General features: G+C 70.4%; 20 protein-coding genes. 11 read left to right on the plus strand and 9 right to left on the minus strand.

Annotated features, from left to right (window positions below; genetic code table 11):
• Positions 1–24: 24 nt before the first annotated feature.
• Positions 25–1,098 (plus strand): transglutaminase domain-containing protein, encoded by a 1,074-nt coding sequence (locus AABA78_RS12155; RefSeq protein ID WP_338263131.1) that lies wholly within the window; start codon positions 25–27, stop codon positions 1,096–1,098.
• Here the strand turns inward: AABA78_RS12155 and AABA78_RS12160 are convergent.
• A complete protein-coding gene (locus AABA78_RS12160) occupies positions 1,082–2,107 on the minus strand; it encodes an arginine N-succinyltransferase (protein ID WP_171412037.1) in 1,026 nt (341 codons plus the stop codon). The two genes, AABA78_RS12155 and AABA78_RS12160, sit on opposite strands and share 17 nt — an antisense overlap.
• Positions 2,108–2,441: 334 nt before the next feature.
• On the opposite strand from AABA78_RS12160, the gene AABA78_RS12165 reads away from it, so the two are divergent.
• The 5 genes from AABA78_RS12165 to AABA78_RS12185 all read left to right on the plus strand — a co-directional run bounded on the left by AABA78_RS12165 (position 2,442) and on the right by AABA78_RS12185 (position 6,494).
• Positions 2,442–3,464, plus strand: coding sequence for a polysaccharide lyase family 20 protein (locus AABA78_RS12165; protein WP_338263132.1), 1,023 nt, complete (start codon positions 2,442–2,444; stop codon positions 3,462–3,464).
• A gap of 88 nt (positions 3,465–3,552) precedes the next feature.
• The gene (locus AABA78_RS12170; RefSeq protein WP_338263133.1) at positions 3,553–4,488 is read left to right on the plus strand and encodes a type VI immunity family protein; all 936 of its coding nucleotides are present in this window, start codon (positions 3,553–3,555) and stop codon (positions 4,486–4,488) included.
• 28 nt (positions 4,489–4,516) lie between these two features.
• Positions 4,517–5,803 (plus strand): TIGR04013 family B12-binding domain/radical SAM domain-containing protein, encoded by a 1,287-nt coding sequence (locus tag AABA78_RS12175; RefSeq protein ID WP_338263134.1) that lies wholly within the window; start codon positions 4,517–4,519, stop codon positions 5,801–5,803.
• Between the two features lie 22 nt (positions 5,804–5,825).
• Complete coding sequence (locus AABA78_RS12180; RefSeq protein ID WP_171412030.1) at positions 5,826–6,167, plus strand: hypothetical protein; 342 nt, start codon at positions 5,826–5,828, stop codon at positions 6,165–6,167.
• A gap of 81 nt (positions 6,168–6,248) precedes the next feature.
• Positions 6,249–6,494, plus strand: coding sequence for a hypothetical protein (locus tag AABA78_RS12185; protein WP_171412029.1), 246 nt, complete (start codon positions 6,249–6,251; stop codon positions 6,492–6,494).
• A gap of 57 nt (positions 6,495–6,551) precedes the next feature.
• Here AABA78_RS12185 and AABA78_RS12190 read toward each other — a convergent pair whose 3' ends face one another.
• The 3 genes from AABA78_RS12190 to aceB all read right to left on the minus strand — a co-directional run bounded on the left by AABA78_RS12190 (position 6,552) and on the right by aceB (position 10,149).
• The gene (locus AABA78_RS12190; RefSeq protein ID WP_171412028.1) at positions 6,552–6,965 is read right to left on the minus strand and encodes a hypothetical protein; all 414 of its coding nucleotides are present in this window, start codon (positions 6,963–6,965) and stop codon (positions 6,552–6,554) included.
• 210 nt (positions 6,966–7,175) lie between these two features.
• Positions 7,176–8,462, minus strand: coding sequence for an isocitrate lyase (aceA, locus tag AABA78_RS12195; RefSeq protein ID WP_014399818.1), 1,287 nt, complete (start codon positions 8,460–8,462; stop codon positions 7,176–7,178).
• Between the two features lie 64 nt (positions 8,463–8,526).
• Positions 8,527–10,149 (minus strand): malate synthase A, encoded by a 1,623-nt coding sequence (gene aceB / locus AABA78_RS12200; protein WP_338263135.1) that lies wholly within the window; start codon positions 10,147–10,149, stop codon positions 8,527–8,529.
• A 275-nt stretch (positions 10,150–10,424) separates the two neighbouring features.
• On the opposite strand from aceB, the gene AABA78_RS12205 reads away from it, so the two are divergent.
• Positions 10,425–10,784 carry a PspC domain-containing protein gene (locus tag AABA78_RS12205; protein WP_338263136.1) on the plus strand — a complete coding sequence of 120 codons (360 nt, stop codon included), beginning with the start codon at positions 10,425–10,427 and terminating at the stop codon, positions 10,782–10,784.
• A gap of 25 nt (positions 10,785–10,809) precedes the next feature.
• On the opposite strand, the gene AABA78_RS12210 is transcribed toward AABA78_RS12205, so the two are convergent.
• Both AABA78_RS12210 and AABA78_RS12215 read right to left on the minus strand, forming a co-directional pair.
• On the minus strand, positions 10,810–12,714 hold the full coding sequence (locus AABA78_RS12210) for a methyl-accepting chemotaxis protein (protein WP_338263137.1): 1,905 nt from the start codon (positions 12,712–12,714) through the stop codon (positions 10,810–10,812).
• A gap of 31 nt (positions 12,715–12,745) precedes the next feature.
• Positions 12,746–13,297 (minus strand): PDC sensor domain-containing protein, encoded by a 552-nt coding sequence (locus tag AABA78_RS12215; protein ID WP_338263138.1) that lies wholly within the window; start codon positions 13,295–13,297, stop codon positions 12,746–12,748.
• 225 nt (positions 13,298–13,522) lie between these two features.
• Here AABA78_RS12215 and AABA78_RS12220 point away from each other — a divergent pair, with 225 nt between their 5' ends.
• Positions 13,523–14,101: a Uma2 family endonuclease gene (locus AABA78_RS12220; protein ID WP_370469454.1), complete on the plus strand. Its 579-nt coding sequence runs from the start codon at positions 13,523–13,525 to the stop codon at positions 14,099–14,101.
• A gap of 4 nt (positions 14,102–14,105) precedes the next feature.
• Here AABA78_RS12220 and AABA78_RS12225 read toward each other — a convergent pair whose 3' ends face one another.
• On the minus strand, positions 14,106–14,585 hold the full coding sequence (locus tag AABA78_RS12225; RefSeq protein ID WP_338263140.1) for an MOSC domain-containing protein: 480 nt from the start codon (positions 14,583–14,585) through the stop codon (positions 14,106–14,108).
• Positions 14,586–14,707: 122 nt separating this feature from the next.
• Between AABA78_RS12225 and fumC the strand changes: the two genes are divergently transcribed.
• The 3 genes from fumC (at position 14,708) to AABA78_RS12240 (ending at position 17,332) form a co-directional block, all read left to right on the plus strand.
• Complete coding sequence (gene fumC / locus AABA78_RS12230; RefSeq protein ID WP_338263141.1) at positions 14,708–16,105, plus strand: class II fumarate hydratase; 1,398 nt, start codon at positions 14,708–14,710, stop codon at positions 16,103–16,105.
• Between the two features lie 93 nt (positions 16,106–16,198).
• The gene (gene clpP, locus AABA78_RS12235) at positions 16,199–16,798 is read left to right on the plus strand and encodes an ATP-dependent Clp endopeptidase proteolytic subunit ClpP (RefSeq protein ID WP_014399808.1); all 600 of its coding nucleotides are present in this window, start codon (positions 16,199–16,201) and stop codon (positions 16,796–16,798) included.
• A 126-nt stretch (positions 16,799–16,924) separates the two neighbouring features.
• On the plus strand, positions 16,925–17,332 hold the full coding sequence (locus AABA78_RS12240; RefSeq protein ID WP_338263143.1) for a hypothetical protein: 408 nt from the start codon (positions 16,925–16,927) through the stop codon (positions 17,330–17,332).
• Positions 17,333–17,427: 95 nt separating this feature from the next.
• Here AABA78_RS12240 and AABA78_RS12245 read toward each other — a convergent pair whose 3' ends face one another.
• Together AABA78_RS12245 and AABA78_RS12250 are read right to left on the minus strand one after the other, a co-directional pair.
• Positions 17,428–17,865 (minus strand): DUF3293 domain-containing protein, encoded by a 438-nt coding sequence (locus AABA78_RS12245; protein ID WP_338263144.1) that lies wholly within the window; start codon positions 17,863–17,865, stop codon positions 17,428–17,430.
• A complete protein-coding gene (locus AABA78_RS12250; protein ID WP_338263145.1) occupies positions 17,858–19,570 on the minus strand; it encodes an MBL fold metallo-hydrolase in 1,713 nt (570 codons plus the stop codon). The genes AABA78_RS12245 and AABA78_RS12250 overlap by 8 nt, the downstream gene beginning before the upstream one ends.
• Positions 19,571–19,596: the final 26 nt, after the last annotated feature.

A 19,596-nucleotide genomic window follows, 5' to 3' on the forward strand; every position in this document is an offset into this window, starting at 1 on the left:
CTTTCGACGCATGCTTCATGAGACATGAAGGCCCTCCTCGCCATCGCCATGCTGGCGCTCCCGGTAATCCCCGCCAGCACGGGCGCCGAGCCCGCTAGGTCCGGAAGCCCGGCGCGGTTCGTCTTCGCGTGGCGGGGCGTGCCGGTGGGGACGGTGGGGCTGTCCCTGGACGCGGGGCGGTTCACGTACACCAGCCGGCACCTGCACGTGCGTGAAGGGCGCGCGGGCGAGCGCGTGCGCGAGGTGACGCTGCGCGTGGACGCCTCGGGGCGTGTGACGGACGCGGACGCGGTGCCCCAGGCGCTGTGGCTGTGGCGCGGGCCGCCTCCCGAGGGCTGCGTGAAGGGCCGCGAGGAGCTGTCCGGCCAGGAGGGCCCCCACTGCGTCACGAAGCGAAGCCCCACGAGCGCGGAGGGCACGATGCTGGGCGCGCGCTTCCTCGCCCGCTACGACGACCAGGGCCAGCTCCAGGCGCTGGAGGTGGGGGACTCCCGCTTCACGCGGGCGGCCCCCGGGGAGCGGCTGCGAGCACCGCCGGAGCTCTTCGCGGAAGGGGTGCCCGTGGAAGGCGGCACCGAGGGCGCGCTGAGGCTCGTGCCGGGCGGGCAGGCACGGGGCACGTTGGAGACGCGCGGGGAGGGGACGTCCTTCACGGTCCCCTTGCGCCTGCCGGAGATGACGGAGTGGACCGCGGGCGAGGCGCGGGCCCTCTCCGCGAAGGTGCACGCAGCCTTCCCGGACAAGGGGCCCACGGCGGCGGACTGGCGTTCAGGCGGGGAGGGCGAGGCCGGAGGCTGCCTGGCGCACGCGCTGCGCTTCGCGTCCCTGGCGCGCGCGCGGGGCCAGCGGGTGGGGCTGGTGCACGGGCTGCTGGTGGTGGACGGCGGCGCCGCCCGGCCGCACGCCTGGGTGCGGGTGGCGCTGCGGGGCGGCGGGACGCTGGACCTGGACCCCACGTCCCTGGATGCCGTGCGCCCGGACACGCACCTGGCGCTGGCGCTGGTGCCACCGGACGGCCCCGGCCTGGAGGCCGGGGAGCGCTGGCTGTCGCTGCTGCGCGGGGACTGGCGCGTGGTGCGCGCTACTCGAATGGAATGATGGACAGCTTCGCGCCGGCCTTCACTTCCAATATCTCCTTGGCGCGCGCGGGCAGGTAGATGACGGTGTTGTCCAGCCGGGCCTGGCAGCGCACGGAGCGGAAGCGGTTGCGGCCGGACTCGCGCTCGGCGGCGACCAGCACGTCGTCGCCCTCCAGCTCGAAGTCCTCGTCCGCCAGCTTCACCGTGCGGTAGCGGCGCACCAGGGAGATGTCCGCCGTGTCCGCCTCGAAGTGCGGACCGCCGTCGAACGGGTCGATGCGCTCCACGTACCGGAAGCCCACCCGCTCCAGCATCCGCTGCACGCCGCGCGTGGCCGGGCCCACCTCCCCCAGCACCTTCTGCACGCGGTCCGGGAACAGCGACGCGTAGATGTCCGACGAGGGGAACAGCTCCTTGATGAACTCCTTGTTCTGGCGGCTCAGCCGGTCGGCCTCCAGATAGGTGAGCCCGGTGAACTTCTTCCCGCACGCCTCCCACAGCAGGCTGCGCCCGTCCGGGAGCAGCGGCGGCAGGAGCTCCGCCAGCACGCGCGGCCGGAACAGCCGCCGGTGCATGGCGATGAAGAGGAAGCGCACGAAGGACAGCTGCTTGCCGGGCTTGTCCGGCGTCGCGCGGTAGGGCGGGTCCACCACCAGGCCGCCAATCTCCGTGGGGCCCTCGTAGTTGTACGCGATGGACAGCACCTTGTGCCGCAGGTGCCGCTCCAGCGAGGCGGAGTAGTGCTCGCGCTCGCTCACCTCGTAGTAGATGTGCGGCGCGTCGTACGTCCCGTGCTGGGCGATGATCATCGACGTGCCGATGATGAGGTTGTTGCGCACGTCCTCCAGCACGAAGAGGTACTCGCGCTCGAACGGGTCCTTCACCTTGCCGGCGAAGCTCTTCACCGACTTGTCGATGATGGCCTCGAGCGTCTCCTCGTTGTTCGGCAGGTTGACCGTGTTCAGCACCGCGGCAAGACGCTTCAGGCCGGGCAAATCGGTTTTCTGGACGTCTCGCAACACGAGCATGGGGCACGCTGAAGAGCGCCCCAGGAAGGGAGCGCCGGAAGGGCCCGTGACCTTACACCACGCCCCCGTCCCGTCAGCCTCCTGCATGCTCCCCTGTCAATGACGCGTTGCGTTCAGGACACCGCTTCCCCGTTCGCTCGCTGGGTACGGGCGGTCCGCGCCCGACGTGAAACATTGCTCAATCCAGGGGAGGGCCTGCCTGCTCGCATGCCCTGTTGTCAGGCGTCTGGGAATGGTTTGGCGGCGGAATGAAGACAGGGAATGATTGCTGCCATTCGTTGTCGAAGTTTGAAAGCAAAGCATCAAGCCTTCCCCCTCCCCCAAGGACTCTTCATTGAAAGCACTGCACCTCTGGCTCGCGGTTTGTCTGCTCCCGAGCCTCGCTGCGGCGGAAATCGTCTGGCGGGGCGATTTCGAGACGGGAAACCGCTCCCAGTACAGCACGGAGCAGATGGTGAGCTCGGACCGGCTCCAGGTGGTGACGAGCCCGGTGGCGGAGGGCAAGTACGCGCTCAAGGCCACGGTGAAGCAGGGCGATGACCCCATCAACTCCAGCGGCAACCGAAACGAGCTGGTGTACCTGAGCAACGAGAAGGTGGGGTCGGAGTACTGGTACCGCTGGAAGGTGATGTTCCCGAACGACTTCCCCAGCGTGGACGCGTGGCAGCTCTTCACGCAGTGGCACCACGACGGGTGCTGCGGGTCGCCGCCGGTGGAGTTCTTCGTGAAGGGCGAGCTCATCCGCCTGACGCTGAACAGCAGCGGCACGGTGTGGAGCACGGCGCTCAAGCGCGGCGCGTGGCAGGAGTTCATCTTCCACGTGAAGTGGTCCCCGGACGCGTCCGTGGGTTACGTGGAGCTGTGGCACAACGGCGTTCAGGTGCTGAAGAAGACCAAGGCCATGACGATGTTCTCTGGCCAGAACAACTACCTGAAGCTGGGGCTGTACCGGGCCGACACCATCTCGCCGGTGGGCGTCGTCTACCACGACGGGATGATCCAGGCGACGAGCCGCGAGGACGTGTTCCCGGTGGTGCAGCCGGATCCGGACCCCGTGGTGGACGCGGGCACCCCGGTGGATGCGGGCACGTCCGTGGACGCGGGCACGCCGGTGGATCCGGTGGTGGACGCGGGCACGCCGGTGGACCCCGTGGTGGACGCGGGCACGCCGGTGGATCCAGTGGTGGACGCGGGCACCCCGGTGGACGCGGGCACGGGCACGAGCGTGAAGCCGTCTCCGCTGGACGAGGGCGACGTGGACTTCCGCGGCGGGTGCTCCACGGGCGGTGGTTCGATGGCCGCGTTCTCGCTGCTGGGGCTCCTGGGCCTGGCGCGGGCGCGTCGTCGCCGGAGCTGAGCGGCAGGTGAAGGGCCCTCCCGCTCCGGTGCGTCCGGGGCGGGAGGCGGGTTGAAGGAGCGCGCGCTTCCATGCGAGGAGGCGCGGAATGACTCCTCTGATGACCGCAGGCGTACCCAGCGTCCGCGAGACCCTCGATATCGAAGGGGAGTGGGTGTCCCTTCTGCGCGAAGGGATCAGCATCACCTTCTACATTCAGGCCCGTCATGAAGACCTGGCTCCGGCCATCTGGCGAGCGCTGGAGCGTTACCGCCAGGCCATCGAGCCAAGGAAGCTGGTCTGGTACTGGGACTGTTTCACGGGATACTGGCCGAGGCTGGATGCGGAGGGTGAAGCGGAGCTTCGTTCTCGGATGATGGAGCCGGCCTTTGCCTCGGCCCATGTGATGGCGCTGTCCGGCTCCGCGACGGGCATCTGCTTCAAGTACGAAGGCCGTGGCACCACGGCGCCCAACTTCCACGACACGTACCCGGAGAACACCTGCTGCCTGGAGTTCCGGCTGCCCACCGAGTTCCTGGACGAACGCGGGCCGGAGTGGATCCGCGCGCTGGCCATCGACCTGGGGCGCGAGTTGCCGTGGAACTCGGGGCACGCGGGCCTGTCACTCGAAGTCCATGCCTGGACCCAGTCGCTCACGCCGCGCCTCCAAGAGGTGACCCGGCGTCACCCGGGCTTCGACCTGGTGCACCGGCTGAACAGACTGGCCCTGTACCTGGGCACGAAGCTTCGTCCCCCTGCCTGGCTCACGTTCCTGGGGCCCCCGGTCCTGAACGAACTGGGCGGCGTGGAAGCACTCCGCTCCCGGCTGCATTCCCCATCAACCCAGGTCGAAGCCCTGTCCCCAGACCGTGCGCTGGTGTCCCTGGGCCCTGTCCCCGAAGCAGGCGACCTGGAGGCCGGTGACACACTGACCGCGTACCGCGAGCTGGCCCGCGTGCTGGAGCCGTGGCTCTACACGCACCGGGGGGAATGGGGCCTCTTCACCGAAGCCGAGGTCCGCCAGTGGGAGCGCCGCTTCCTCTGAGCGCGCTGTGGCATCATCCCCGGCCGCCATGCCGCAGACGCCTCGCAAGGTCTCGCTCGTCCTGAGCTACCAGTACCCCGGCAAGTACGCCTTCACCGTGCTCGCCGGCGCCGTGGAGGCGGACCCCGCGCTCTCGGACGTGTCGCTGCACTTCCCTCGCAACCGCGAGGACCTGCTTGCCACCGTGCGCGAGCGCGTGGACGCGGGCGACACCGTCGTCGCCGCGTGGTCCTTCTACTCCGCCAGCTTCGGCCCCTCCGTGGAGGAGCTGACCTGGGTGCGTGAACGGCTGGAGGGCCGCGACGTGCTCTGCATCGCGGGCGGCGTGCACGCCACCGCGGAGACCCTCCAGACCCTCCAGGCCGGCTTCGACCTCGTCGCGGTGGGCGAGGGCGAACACACCCTGCGCGCCCTGCTGGCCCGCGTCCTCGCGGGCGAGGACCCGCGCACCACGCACGGCACCGCGCACCTCAAGGACGGCAAGCTCGTGCAGCACGGCCACGGCGAGGGCGTGCGCCTGGACGACTTCCCTCCGTTCGCCGCGAGGCACGTGAAGTTCGGCGCCATCGAGATCACCCGCGGCTGCATCTACGCCTGCCGCTTCTGCCAGACGCCCTTCATGTCCAAGGCGCGCTTCCGGCACCGCACCGTCGCCAACATCGCCCGCTGGGCCCGGGAGCTGCGCCGCGCGGGCCGGCGCGACCTGCGCTTCATCACCCCCACGTCCCTGTCCTACGGCACCCCCGACGAGACCGTGAACCTGGCCGCCGTGGAGGAGCTGCTCGCCGCCGTGACGGAGGCCATGGCCCCGGACGGGCGCATCTACTACGGCACCTTCCCCTCGGAGGTGCGCCCGGAGCACGTCACCCCGGAGGCCCTGGCGCTGCTCAAGCGCTACGTGGCCAACGACAACCTCATCATCGGCGGCCAGTCCGGCTCCGAGCGCATCCTCCAGGCCACCCGGCGCGGCCACGACGTGGAGACCGTGGTGCGCGCCGCGCGGCTCGCGGTGGAGGGCGGCTTCGTGCCCAACGTGGACTTCATCCTGGGCCTGCCCGGAGAGGAGCCCGCGGACGTGGACGCCACCCTGGACCTCATGCAGCGGCTGTCCGACCTGGGCGCCCGCGTGCACGGCCACACCTTCATGCCGCTGCCCGGGACACCGTACCGCGACGCGGCCCCGGGCCGCCTGGACGCGCGCACCCAGCAGCGGCTGGACTTCCTCGCGTCCCAGGGCCGCCTGTACGGCCACTGGAGGGCGCAGGGCGTGCTCGCGGAGGCCATCGCCGCCCGCAGACAGCCGCGCGCCCGCTAGCCGCACCCGTTACACTCGCGCGATGGCTGAACAGACGCCTTACTGGCTCCTCATCTCCGTGCTCTTCAGCTCCCAGCCCCTCACCCCGGCGCTGGCGATGACGCTGCACGAGGCCGCCTTCGAGCTGTACTCGCGCGGCGAGGGCTCCCGCGAGGTGGCGGGCGATCTGCTCTCCGGCCGCGTGAACAACCTGCGCAAGGACGTGTCCCTGGGCGGCATCGCCGGGCCCGCCTTCGAGGCGGAGATCGAGACCGAGCGCGGCTCCGGCGTGGTCCGCTTCGTCCTCACCCGCCAGGGCCTGGAGATGATGAAGGCCCAGGCGCCGGCCCCCGCGGGCCCCGCGAAGCCGAAGTACCTCAACTGAGGAGGGGGCCCCCTGGCCGCCCGGCCGCTCCCGGAACGGCACCCCGTCACCACCTTGAGGGCTCAAGGGAGGAATGGCGGCATGGACCCCAAGGACGAATACCTCAAGAAGAGCGCCGGCATCCCGCTGGACCCCAGCAAGCAGAAGGACCCGGACGAGGACGGCGACCGGGTGCCCGCGGAAGGGCGCGCCGAGGAGCTCAACGACGTCACCGGGCAGAACGGCGGCCAGCGCTCCGACGTGGATCAGCCCTGGAACGACACGAAGAACCGGCACGACGGCATCCGCGACAAGTACAGCGACGACAGCGACAAGAAAAAGCCCTGAGGTCTCCCCCAGGGCTTCGTGAAGTCAGTGCCGTGAAGGACGGCCTGGGGCGAGGGACTACTCGCGCTCCAGGTCCACCTTCATGCCGCCCATGTGCAGGATGGACTGGGACAGGGACACCGACGACATGATGGCCAGGTCCTGGATGGCCTTCATCTCCTCGCTCTGGGGCTCCGTGCCCGGCTGCGAGGCCGCGGCCTGCTGCTGCTGGGGCTGCTGACCCGTGACGTTCACCGGCGTGGAGGTCGCGCCCGCGGTGTAGGCGTTCACCAGCCCGCCGTGCGGCGTGGCCCCCATCTGCGCCAGCGCCGCCGACACCACCGAGCCGCCGGACAGCTGCGCGCCCGCCTTCGGGGCCTGCGCGGCCGCGCCCGACATCAGCGAGCCGAAGCGGCTGCCCGACACGGAGGAGGCGGTGTTCGTCGTGGCCGGCTGCACCCGCGGACCGGAGAGGGACGTGATGCGGTTCATGGCGGCTCCCGTCAAAGGCCCCGGTCAACTCCGGCACACCCGTGGGCATGCCTGTGGGGCTTCAAGTTCGTTCTCCCCATTATCGCCCCGGCCCCGGGGAAGTTGCCGCTTTCGCCTCGCGAACGGCGAAGGCCGCGAAATCCCGGGGGAATTTCCCCTGGGACGCCGCGGCCTTCAGGCCTTTTCAGGCGCTGGGATGATCCGCCGGGCCTAGAACTGGTGGGCCTCGGTGGACTCGTGCAGGGCCAGGGTGCTGGCGCTGCCGCCGGAAATCACCTCGGCGACCTGGTCGAAGTAGCCGGTGCCGACCTCGCGCTGGTGGCGCGTGGCGGTGTAGCCGTGCTTCTCCGCGCCGAACTCCGACTGCTGCATCTCGCTGTAGGCCGCCATGCCGCGGTCCTTGTACTGACGGGCCAGCTCGTACATGGAGAAGTTCAGCGCGTGGAAGCCCGCCAGGGTGACGAACTGGAACTTGTAGCCCATGGCGCCCAGCTCGCGCTGGAACTTCGCGATGGTGCTGTCGTCCAGGTTCTTCTTCCAGTTGAAGGACGGCGAGCAGTTGTACGCGAGCATCTTGTTGGGGAACTGCTTGCGGATGCCCTCCGCGAAGGCCTTGGCCTGCGCGAGGTCCGGGGTGCTGGTCTCGCACCACACGAGGTCCGCGTAGGGCGCGTACGCCAGGCCGCGCGCGATGGCGCACTCCAGGCCGCCCTTGATGCGGTAGAAGCCCTCGCCCGTGCGGCCCGCCGCCTTGTCGATGAAGGCGTGGTCGTACTCGTCCGCGTCGCTCATCAGGAGCTTGGCGCTGTCCGCGTCCGTGCGCGCCACCAGCAGCGTGGGCACGCCCATCACGTCCGCCGCCAGGCGCGCCGCGGTCAGCGTGCGCACGAAGTGGCTGGTGGGCACCAGCACCTTGCCGCCCATGTGGCCGCACTTCTTCTCGCTGGCCAGCTGGTCCTCGAAGTGCACGCCCGCGGCGCCCGCTTCAATCATGCCCTTCATCAGCTCGTAGGCGTTGAGCGGACCGCCGAAGCCGGCCTCCGCGTCCGCGATGATGGGCGCGAACCAGTTGCGGTCCTTGCGGCCTTCCGCGTGGTCGATCTGGTCCGCGCGGCGCAGGGCGTTGTTGATCTTCTTCACCACGGAGGGGACGGAGTCCGCCGGGTAGAGGCTCTGGTCCGGGTACATCTGGCCGGCGTTGTTCGCGTCCGCGGCGACCTGCCAGCCGGAGAGGTAGATGGCCTTGAGGCCCGCGCGCACCATCTGCACGGCCTGGTTGCCGGTGAGGGCGCCCAGCGCGTTGATGTAGTCCTCCGTGTGGAGCAGTTCCCAGAGGCGGCGGGCGCCCAGCTCCGCCAGCGTGTAGCTCACGCGGATGGAGCCGCGCAGCTTCTCCACGTCCTTCTCGGTGTAGTTGCGCTTGATTCCCTCGAAGCGCTGGGCATGGAGCTTCGCGTGAGGGGAGGCATCGGAAGTGGTCGGCGTCGCGTCGTACATGCCAGGACTCCTCGGGCTGCGGTGAAGGGTTGAAGAAGACGTCGGTGCTGCGTTTGGAAAAGCGTCAGGACTGAGGGTCGAGGGCCTCGTAGGCGGGCAGGGTGAGGAAGTCCTCGAAGACGGGCGCGGTGGACAGCTGCTCGAAGAGGGCGCGGGACTTCTCCATGTGCGCCTGGCCGTAGCGCTCGGGCGCGCCCTCGCGGCCCATCTGCGCCATCTCCTCCGCGAGCAGCTTGCGGAACAGCTCCTGGGTCACCTTGCGGCCGTCATCCAGCGTGGCGCCGTGGTGGATCCACTGCCACACCTGGGCGCGGGAGATTTCAGCCGTGGCCGCGTCCTCCATCAGGTTGTAGAGGGGCACGCAGCCCAGGCCGCCCAGCCACGCGGCGGTGTACTGGATGCCCACGCGGATGTTGTGGCGCAGGCCCTCCTCCGTGCGCGTGCCGGAGGGCACCTGGAGCAGGTCCGCTTCCGTGACGCGGACGTCCTCGCGCTTGTTGGCCACCTGGTTCGCGCCCTGCATCTGCGCGTCGAAGATCTCCTTCGCCACGGGGACCAGGCCCGGGTGCGCGACCCAGGTGCCGTCGTGGCCGTTCTTCGCCTCGCGCAGCTTGTCCGCGCGGACCTTGGCCATCACCGCGTCGTTGGCGGCCGAGTCGCCCTTGATGGGGATGAAGGCGGCCATGCCGCCCATGGCGTGCGCGCCCCGGCGGTGACAGGTCTGGATGAGCAGCTGCGAGTAGGCGTTGAGGAAGCCCTTGTCCATGGTCACCTGCCCGCGGTCGGGCAGCACCACGGACGCGTCGGACTGGAGCGTCTTGATGAAGCTGAAGATGTAGTCCCAGCGGCCGCAGTTGAGGCCGGCCGAGTGCTCGCGCAGCTCGTAGAGGATTTCGTCCATCTCGAACGCGGCGGGCAGCGTCTCGATGAGGACGGTGGCCTTGATGGTGCCGCGCGGGATGTCCAGCTCGCTCTGGGCCAGGTGGAACACGTCGTTCCACAGCCGGGCCTCCAGGTGGCTCTGCATCTTGGGCAGGTAGAAGTAGGGGCCCGTGCCGCGCTTGAGCTGCTCGCGCGCGTTGTGGAAGAAGAAGAGGCCGAAGTCGAAGAGCGAGCCGGAGATGGGCTTGCCGTCGATGCGCACGTGGCGCTCCGGCAGGTGCCAGCCGCGCGGGCGCACGAAGAGGACGGCGTGCTTGTCGTTGAGCGCGTAGTGCTTCCCGTTCTCCGCCGTGAAGGAGATGGTCTTGCGTACGGCGTCGCGCAGGTTCAGCTGGCCGCGCACCACGTTGTCCCAGGTGGGGCTGTTGGCGTCCTCGAAGTCCGCCATGAAGACGCTGGCGCCGGAGTTGAGCGCGTTGATGATCATCTTGCGGTCCACCGGCCCCGTGATTTCCACGCGCCGGTCCTGCAGGTCCGCGGGCACCGGGGCCACCGTCCAGTCGCCCTTCCGGAGGTCCGCCGTCTCCGGCAGGAAGTGCGGGCGCTCGCCCTTGCGCCACGCCTGGGCCACCTTCTTGCGCCGCTCCAGCAGGGCTTCCCGCCGCTCACCGAAGGTGCGGACCAGCTTCGCCACGAAGGCCATGGCGTCCTGCGTCAGCACCTCCGCGTAGTCCGGATGCCAGGCCCCTTCCACGCTCACGCCGGGGCCGAAGGCCGGGGGATTCTGGGAGGTGCTGGCGTCCATGTCGGCTCCTGACGAGATGCGTTGTAAAAGCGGCCCAACGGGCTGAAAGATGCTCCCACCGTCTAGGGATGGGAAGTCTTGGTGAATCAGAACCTGCTTGCCTGTAAGGCTGTCAACATCATCCGGATTAAATCTGTAAATCCACTGACGCAGCCGGACATAACCCCCCGGAATCACGTCGCCGGCAGGGGGACGGCAATCAACGCGTGGTGGGTTCCGTAGGTAGGAATGAGACCCCCATGTGCCAAGCGGGGGCCTGACGGAGAGGTCACCTCATGGACGTCACGACACGCTGCAGGGCTTGTTCGAGGGAGCTGACCGGGGAGGCGAAGCGCTGCCCGCACTGCCGTGCGCGGGCGGTGCCGATGCACCGGGGCGAGGGGCGGGCGCTGCTGGGCGTCTGCGCGTCGCTGGCCCGCGAGCTGGACGTGGATCCGGCGCTGGTGCGGGTGGCGTTCGTGCTGATGTTCTTCGCGTCCGGGGGGATGAGCGCCGGGCTGTACCTGCTGCTCTGGGCGTTCATCCCGGCCAGGGCCTACGGCCGGGCCCCGCTGCAGGGGCCGCTGGACTGGGTGTCCAAGGTGGCGAACGCGCCCGTGGACGACGACACGCCCCGCTGGGAGAAGCGCGTCTGACGCGGTGGCTGGCTGGCGCGTCCGGCTAGACGCGCCAGACGCCGGCCACGGACTCCATGCGCTCGGCGACGCCGCGCAGGGCGACCGTCATCCGCTGGGTGCCGTGCATGGCCTGGAGGGTGTCGTCCATCATCCGGGACAGGTCCGTGACGGCCATGAAGATTTGAGCGATGCCGGCGTTCTGCTGGATGACGGCGGCGGCGATCTGCTGGGCCGCGGACGCGTTGTCCTGGATGATGTCCGTCAGCGCGCGCAGGCTCTGGCCGCTCTCGCGCACCTGGGCCAGGCCGACCTCGGAGCGGCGCTGTCCCTCCTCGGAGAGGGCCACGGTGTCGCGGATGCTGCCGCGGATGGCCTCCAGGATGTCGCGCACCCGGTCGGTGGCATGGATGGATTGATCCGCGAGGCCGCGGATCTCCCGCGCCACCACGCCAAAGCCCTTGCCATGCTCGCCGGAGCGGGCCGCCTCGATGGCCGCGTTGAGCGCGAGCATGTTGGACTGGTCCGCCAGGTCCTTCACCGTCTGGGTGATGCCGCCAATCTGCTGCGTGCGCTCGTGCAGGGTGGAGATGCCCTCGGCCAGGCGCGCCCCGTGGTCGCGCAGCTGCTCGAAGCCGTCCAGGCTGGCGTCCAGTGCCAGCTGCCCGGAGCCGCCCGCCTCGCGCGCCCGCGCCACCAGCGCGAGCACCGCCTGTGAGCGCTCCGCCGCGAGCTGGGAGGTCTGCTGGATCTCCTTCGCGGTGACCTGGGTCTCCTGGATGGCGGCGCCCTGGCGGGTGAGGATGCGCTCCTGCTGCTCGGTGGCCTGCGTGAGCTCGCCCACCGTCTGCCCCAGCACCCGGGTGGCCTGCTGGAGGCTGGTGGTGGACTCGCGCAGGTGGTCCATCATCCGGGAGAAGGCGGAGGCCAGCTCGCCCACCTCGTCCTGCTGGCCGCGGGACTCCACGCGCTGGGTGAGGTCGCCCTCGCGCACCACGCGGGTCACCAGCTCGCACAGCGTGGTGATGGGCCGGGTCACACCGCGCGCCAGGGCCCAGGCGGCCAGGACGGCCAGCACGAGGAGCGCGGCCACCGCGAGCACGCTGAGCTGGAGGAAGCGCCTGAGCGGCAGGAAGGCCTCTTGCGCGTCCAGCGTCGCCACGAAGCGCCAGCCCTGGCCCGCGCTGAAGCGGGCGGTGTTGTCGCGGGCCTCGGCCCGGACGGCGTCCACGAGGGCCGGCGCGTCCGCCGCCCGGGAGCTGAAGAGGCGGCCGCCGTCGGGCGCGAGCACCTCCAGGGTGAAGGTCTGCTGTCCCCGGTCCCGCGAGCGCTGGAGCGCGCCCGCGACCACCTCTTCCAGCTGGCCCCAGTCGTACGCGGCCAGCAGCACGCCCACGCGCGCGCCGGAGATGGGGCTGAGCACGGGCAGGGCCAGGGGCATCACCGGGCGGGCGAGGAAGGGGTCCTTCTTCGTGAGGGCCCGCGTGAGGACGGCGGGGTCCAGCCGGTCCTCCAGCGCGGTCTGGAACCAGGGCGCGGCGAGCACCTCCTGCTCGCGGCCCGCGAAGGCCTGGCGCAGCTCCGGCCGGCTCACGGAGACGGCGCGCCCGTCAGGGGTGAACAGCACCAGCCCCGCGAAGGAGGTGTGCCGGCCGTTGAGGGAGGCGAGCACCGCGTCGCTCTTGGCGTAGGTGTCGAAGAGGAGCGCGCCGCGCACGATGGCGTCCTCGGTCCACGCGCGGGCGTTCGCCTCTCGCTCGCGCAGGGACGCCTCGATGAGGTCCCGCAGGCCGTCCGCCTCCACCTGGAGGACGCCGTGCACCTGCTGCTCCAGGTTGCGCCGGATGACATGGACGCCCACCGCGACGACGGGGGTGAGGGCCGCGACGAGCAGCAGGCAGACCCACAGCGTGAGGCGGCCCCGCAACTTCAAACCGGACAGCAGGCGCATGCGCGAAGACCCTGGGAGGAGGCGGTGGGCGTCACAGGTCGAGCAGGGACAGGCCCACGGTGAGCGCGCCGATGACCTGGGCGCCGTCGCTGACGGGGAGAGACACCTGGATGACGTAGGCCTGGGAGGACTCGTCGAAGAACGGGGCCTCGCGCAGCACGGGGCCGCCCCGGCCCCCGGCGTAGGTGAGGCGCCACTTGGACTCGTCCCCCTGCCAGTAGTCGGACGTGCGGCGGCTGGCGCAGACGAGCGCGCCCTGGTCGTCCATGGTGAAGGCCTCCGCCACCGCCGGGCCCAGCCGCTCCCGCAGGCGGCGCAGCGCGCCCGTGCACGGGCCGTCCAGCACGCGCTGCTTGAGGGGCGTGAGGGCCGGGGTCGCCAGCCACTCCGCGTCCTGCTGCTGGATGGTGGCGAGCGGCGTGTGGCGCGCGTTCTGGGCTCGGATGGCTCGCACCACCTCCGGGTCCTCCGCCAGCCGCCGCAGGTGCGGCATCACGCCGTCCACCTTCTGGAGCTGCGCGACACCGTCAGGAGGGAGTAGCCCCCCCACGGCCAGCGCCAATCCCATCCACGGAATGGACATACCCAGACGCCCCCCAGGGCCGTGAGAACGACTGGGAAAAGTGTGTCACGGAACCCTTCGCTCCGTCACGCAGGCAGGCGTGATTTGAATTATTCAAAGTAAGCCTGTTTTCACCCGCTTCATGGCGGCCAGCGCTGCGCGGGCCTGTCTTCCTGCTCCCGTGTTCCAGACTTCGGGTCGGCCGCCGGCTTGAGGATGTCAGGGGTAGGGGGCATCCTTGCGCGCATGGGTGATGGAAACGGGAGCGGGAAGGGGAAGTCGGTGACGTACGCCGTCCTGGAGGACGTGCCGCCGACGAAGGTGGGGGAGATCATCGAGGGGGAGCTGGTCGTCAGTCCCCGGCCGGCGTCTCCCCACGCGCGGGCGGCGTCGAAGCTCGGCGGATGGCTGGATGGGCCATTCGACGAAGGCAGTAATGGCCCCGGTGGGTGGTTCATCCTGGATGAGCCGGAGCTGCGCTTCGCGGGAACAGGGGATGCGCTGGTGCCAGACCTCGCGGGATGGCGCCGCGAGCGGATGCCGCACATGCCAAGAACGCCTGTCTTCTCCCTGGCGCCGGATTGGATTTGCGAGGTGTTGTCCCCGTCCACCTACCGATGGGACCGGGGCCCGAAGATGCGCGTCTACGCGCGGGCGGGCGTGGAGTGGCTGTGGTTCATCGATCCACTGGCGGAGGGGTTGGAGATCCACCGCCTCCAGGACGGCCAATGGCGCTTGCATGAGGTGCACCTGGGAAGTGGAACCGTGAATGCCGTTCCCTTCGATGCGGTGCCCTTGAGCCTGGGCAAGCTCTGGATCCGGTGACGGCTCAGGGCAGCTTCGGCCGGATGATGCGCGGGGCGTCCGGGTTCACGTCCAGCAGGCGCACGGTGTCGCCTTCGTGCACGGTGCCTGGCTTCAACACTCGCGCGAGCTGACCCCTCCGGCCCCAGCTGTCCTTCAGCAGGCCGGGGCGCAGGGCGTCCAGCTTCCAGCAGGGGACGCAGGGCTCGGTCAGCTCCACCACCACCGCGTCCCCCAGCGCCAGCCGCTGTCCCGGCGGCAGCGCGTCCAGGGACAGGCCCTCCACCAGCACGTTCTCCTTGAGCGCGCCCTCGGGCACGTCCAGCGCCGCGCGCTGCGCTTCGTCCATCAGCAGCAGCTGGCGCTTGTGGCCCACGGCCCTGCGCTGGTGACGGTCGCCCTCGAAGCCGTGCTGCTCCACGGCGTGGGCCTGGGGGACCCGGCGCATGGGCGTGCCCCGCTCCTGGGCCAGGAAGAGGGCCTTGATGAATCCTGGGGTGCTCACGGCGTGACACTACCGCTGGCGGGCCCCTTTGGAGAGGGGGCGGCCTGTCACTCAGGCCTGCCAGGGCGGGGCGACGGTGTTAATCGCGCGGGACATCGTTCCTGTCCGGGAAAGGACCCACCGTGAGCACGAAGAACGTTCGCATCGAGAAGGACACCTTTGGTCCCATCGAAGTCCCCGCCGACCGGCTCTGGGGCGCGCAGACCCAGCGCAGCCGTCAGAACTTCGCCATCTCCTCGGAGCGCATGCCCCTGGCGCTCGTGTACGCGCTGGTGCTGGTGAAGAAGGCCGCCGCGCTCGTGAACCAGGAGAACGGCTCGCTGTCCAAGGAGAAGGCCCAGGCCATCGTGAAGGCCGCGGATGAGGTCCTTGCCGGCCAGCACGACGAGGAGTTCCCCCTGCTGGTGTGGCAGACGGGCAGCGGCACGCAGACGAACATGAACTGCAACGAGGTGCTGGCCAACCGCGCCTCGGAGCTGCTGGGCGGCGAGCGCGGCGAGGGGCGCAAGGTCCACGCCAACGACGACGTCAACAAGGGCCAGAGCTCCAACGACGTGTTCCCCACCGCGATGAGCGTGGCCGCCGTGGAGGCCGTGGTGAAGCAGGTGCTGCCGGAGCTGGTGGCCCTGCGCGACGTGCTGGCCCAGAAGTCCCAGGCCTTCCAGGCCATCGTGAAGATTGGCCGCACGCACCTGCAGGACGCGACGCCGCTCACCCTGGGCCAGGAGTTCAGCGGCTACGTGGCGCAGCTGGACCGCGCGAAGGCGCACATCGAGGCGGCCCTGCCGCACCTGCTGGAGCTGGCGCTGGGCGGCACCGCCGTGGGCACCGGCCTCAACGCGCCCCCGGGCTACGCCGAGCGCGTGGCGGCGGAGATTTCAAAACTCACCGGCCACGCCTTCGTCACCGCGCCCAACAAGTTCGAGGCGCTGGCCGCCAACGACGCGCTGGTGCAGGCGCACGGCGCGCTCAAGGGACTGGCGGCGGTGCTGTTCAAGGTGGCCAACGACATCCGCTGGCTGTCGTCCGGGCCGCGCTCGGGCATCGGGGAAATCAACATCCCGGAGAACGAGCCGGGCAGCTCCATCATGCCGGGCAAGGTGAACCCCACGCAGAGCGAGGCGCTCACCATGCTGTCCGCCCAGGTGATGGGCAACGACGTGGCCATCTCCCTGGGCGGCGCGTCCGGCAACTTCGAGCTCAACGTCTTCAAGCCCCTCCTCATCCAGAACTTCCTGCAGAGCACCCGGCTGCTGGCGGACGGCATGCGCAGCTTCCGGCTGAACTGCGCGGTGGGCATCGAGCCCAACCTCCCGCGCCTCCAGGAGAACCTCCAGCGCAGCCTGATGCTCGTCACCGCGCTCAACCCGCACATCGGCTACGACAACGCGGCGAAGATCGCCAAGACGGCGCACAAGCAGGGCAAGACGCTGAAGGAGGTGGCGGTGGAGCTGGGGCTCGTCACCGCCGAACAGTTCGACCAGTGGGTCCGCCCGGAGAAGATGACCGGGAACCTGTAGGCGCCCCTCCGACCCGCCCAAGCGTGGGACAGCGCACGCTCCTGCAAGAAGGGGGGAGCGCGCGCGCGGGGGGACGATTAGGGTACGGGGGCCATGAACGTCCCCTTCGTCATTGAGACCACGCACCGCGGCGAGCGGGCGTACGACCTCTACAGCCGTCTGCTCAAGGACCGCATCATCCTCCTGGGCACGCCCATCAACGACGATGTGGCCAACCTCATCGTCGCCCAGTTGCTGTTCCTGGAGTCCGAGGACCCGGACAAGGGCATCAACCTCTACATCAACTCGCCCGGTGGCTCCGTCACGGCGGCGCTCGCGATGTACGACACGATGCAGTACGTCAAGTGCCCCGTGTCCACCATCTGCGTGGGCCAGGCGGCCTCCGCGGGCGCGCTGCTCCTGCTGGCGGGCTCCAAGGGCAAGCGCTACGCCCTGCCCAACAGCCGCATCATGATCCACCAGCCGCTGGGCGGCGCGCAGGGTCAGGCGACGGACATCGACATCCAGGCGAAGGAAATCCTCCGGCTGCGCACGTACCTCAACGGCCTGTTCGTGAAGCACACGGGCCACACCATCGAGCGCATCGAGAAGGACACCGAGCGCGACTACTTCATGAGCGCCGAGGAGGCCCGGCAGTACGGCCTCATCGACGAGGTCGTGGAGCGCGCCTCCGGCGTCCCGGCGCCCAAGTAGCTTTCATTCCAGCGGGGACCGGAGGAGCAGGCCCCGCGCCATTCCTCCGGGCGGGCATGCGAAGGGCAGCGGTTTCGCAAGCCGCCCCACGGTGCGGCTTGACGGAGCCATGCCCAGTGTTCGGGTATGGTCCCCCGCCTCCTCGCCGCCGCTCTATTGCCTGCCTTCCTGGCGGGCATGGGTTGTGCCACCGGCCCGACGGGCCGCACGCCCGTTCCCCCCAGCTCCCAACCGGTCCAGGAGGAACTGGGCGAGCGAAATGTCGTCGACGCGGGCGCGGAGTACGCCCGGCAGAACGGCATGGTGCTGGCGGAGAGCGGCCAGGCGGTGCGCATCCGCCCCAACTACTGGCGGATCCGCTTCGCGCTCCCGGAGGAGGGCTCCGGGAAGTTCCTGGAGCTGGACTTCGACGAGCTGGCGCAGCAGGTGACCGGGGCCCGGCGCCTGGACATCACCTCCGCCCAGTCGCCCATCCCCCGCACGTCCCTGCCCAGCGAGTCGAGCCCCGCGACGGGCGGCTCGGGTCCCCAGTGAGGGTTACGGCCGCCGGGTGACGCGGTCGAGCACCGGAGTCTCCGAGATTTTCGCGGTGAGGGAGGCCTCCAGCGGGTGGCCGTGGCCTGGGTGACTCAGGAGCGGGAGGGCTCCAGGCACGGCACCAACTCCGCGGCGCCGCCCACGGAGCCCCAGAGCACGGCCTCCTGGTCGAACAGCCGGCCGATGCGCCGGGCTTCGTCGCGGGACAGGCCGGGGACGAAGAGGCTCTCCTCGAACCAGCGCCGGTCGTCGGCCTCGCCCACGGCGGACACGCTCGGATGTCCCTGGGCTTCGAGCAGCGCGAGGAGGTCTTGTTGAAGGCGCGCGTTGGTGTCGGGCGGACACGGCTGCGCGCGGGGATTCCACGCGGTGATGAAGGCCCAGGTGGTGATGCCGTGCACGGTGAGCGCGGCGTCGAGCACCGGGTGCAGGGCGTCCACGCGCAGCACATGCTCGCGGTCACCGACGAGCGGGTGCGGACGCACGACGTAGGCCGTGGCCTTGAAGGCCGCGTGCAGCGCGTCACTCATGCGGCGTCGCGACCGTCGCTCCCACACCCAGCGGGGCGGTCACGTCCGGTGGAGGCGCGGACTGCGTTGGCGCACCCTGCGGAGCGGAAGTCGCCGCGTTCATCGCGGGAGGATTCGCGCCAGGCGGTGCGGCCCGCGGAGTCGCGAGCTTCGTCCCCGTCCCCTGCGGAGCGGGAGCCGCCGTGCCCGGCGTGCCCTGCGGAGTCGCGAGCTTCGTCCCCGCCGCCTGCGGAGCGGGAGCCGCCGTGCTCGGCGTACCCTGAGGGGTCGCGACCGTCGGGTTCGCTCCCTGCGGAGGGACCGCCGCCGGAGGGGTCGTGCCCTGCGGCGCTGCCGGGGGGCGCGCGGCCGGCGCGGTCACGGGGGTGGGTGCTGGCTGCGCGATCGTGGCCGCTGACTTCGCGCCCTGCGGGCTCACGGTGGCGGGGACCGCGAGCAGCGGCAGCGCCGGGTGCCCTTCGCGGAGCTTGGGCGGAATCTGGCTGGCCACGATGGGCGCCTCCTCCGCGGTCTTCCACGGACGGTCGGGCCACCAGCGCTCCACGGGCGGCGGCGCCAGCGCGAGGAAGTCCTGCCCGGGCCGGGGCGCGGTGATGCCCACGCCGTCGTGCTTCGCGGCCACCAGCGAGCGTTCGATGGGCTCCGTCCAGCCGTGGTACGCCAGCGTCACCAGCCCCCAGTGCACCGGCAGCATCAACCGGCCCTTCACCAGCCGGTGGGCGAGCACCGCCTGCTCCGGCCCCAGGTGCCAGTCCGGCCAACCCGCGCCGTACTGGCCCGTTTCAATCATCGTCAAATCGAACGGCCCCAGCTTCGCGCCAATCTCCTCCATCGCGGGGAACAGGCCCGTGTCGCCGGAGTAGTAGACGCGGTGCCGCGGCCCCACCAGCGCCCAGCCCGCCCACAGCGTCTTGTCCTGCTGGAGGAACCGGCCGGACGCATGCCGCGCGGGCGTGGCCACGATGTCCAGCCCCTTCACCTTCGTGCGCTCCCACCAGTCCAGTTCCACGATGCGGCTGGCCGGCACGCCCCAGTATTCCAGGTGCGCGCCCACGCCCAGCGGCACCACGAACGTGGTGTTCCAGTCCTTCATCGCCGTGATGGTGGCGAAGTCCAGGTGGTCGTAGTGGTCGTGCGAAATCACCACCGCGTCGATGGGCGGCAGCGCGTCCAGCGCGATGGGCGCGGGGAACCAGCGCTTGGGGCCAATCCACTCCAGCGGCGACGTGCGCTCGCCCCACACGGGGTCCGTGAGCACGCGGTGCCCGTCCACCTCCACCAGCGTGGACGAGTGTCCCAGCCAGGTGACGCGCAGCCCGTCTTCCGGCGGCGTGGCGAAGCGCTTCGGGTCGATGCGGTCCACCACCACCGGCATCCGGGGCGTGCTCTCCGCGCTCGTGTGGAACAGGTCCGACAGCGTCCGCTCCCAGTTGTTGAGGATGGGTTGCGGGTTCACGAACCCCCCGTCCTGCCACTGCGGCGAGCGCGCCATCCGCTCCAGCCGCGCCCCCTCCGGCGCCTTGCCGAACGCGCGCCACCCATCGATGACGACGATGCCCAGGAACACCGCCAGCAGCAGCAGGGCCCACCCCAGCAGGCGCAACAACCGGCCGCCCCAGGACGGCCGCTGGCCGTAGGAGGGAAAGGCCGTGCGGAAGGCCTTCTGTCGGGCCTTGTCCGCGGCCCGCATGGGTCCCGCGTTCATCCTCATCCCCGGACCCTGATGGCTCC

This window comes from Corallococcus caeni, from assembly GCF_036245865.1.
Classification (GTDB): domain Bacteria; phylum Myxococcota; class Myxococcia; order Myxococcales; family Myxococcaceae; genus Corallococcus; species Corallococcus caeni.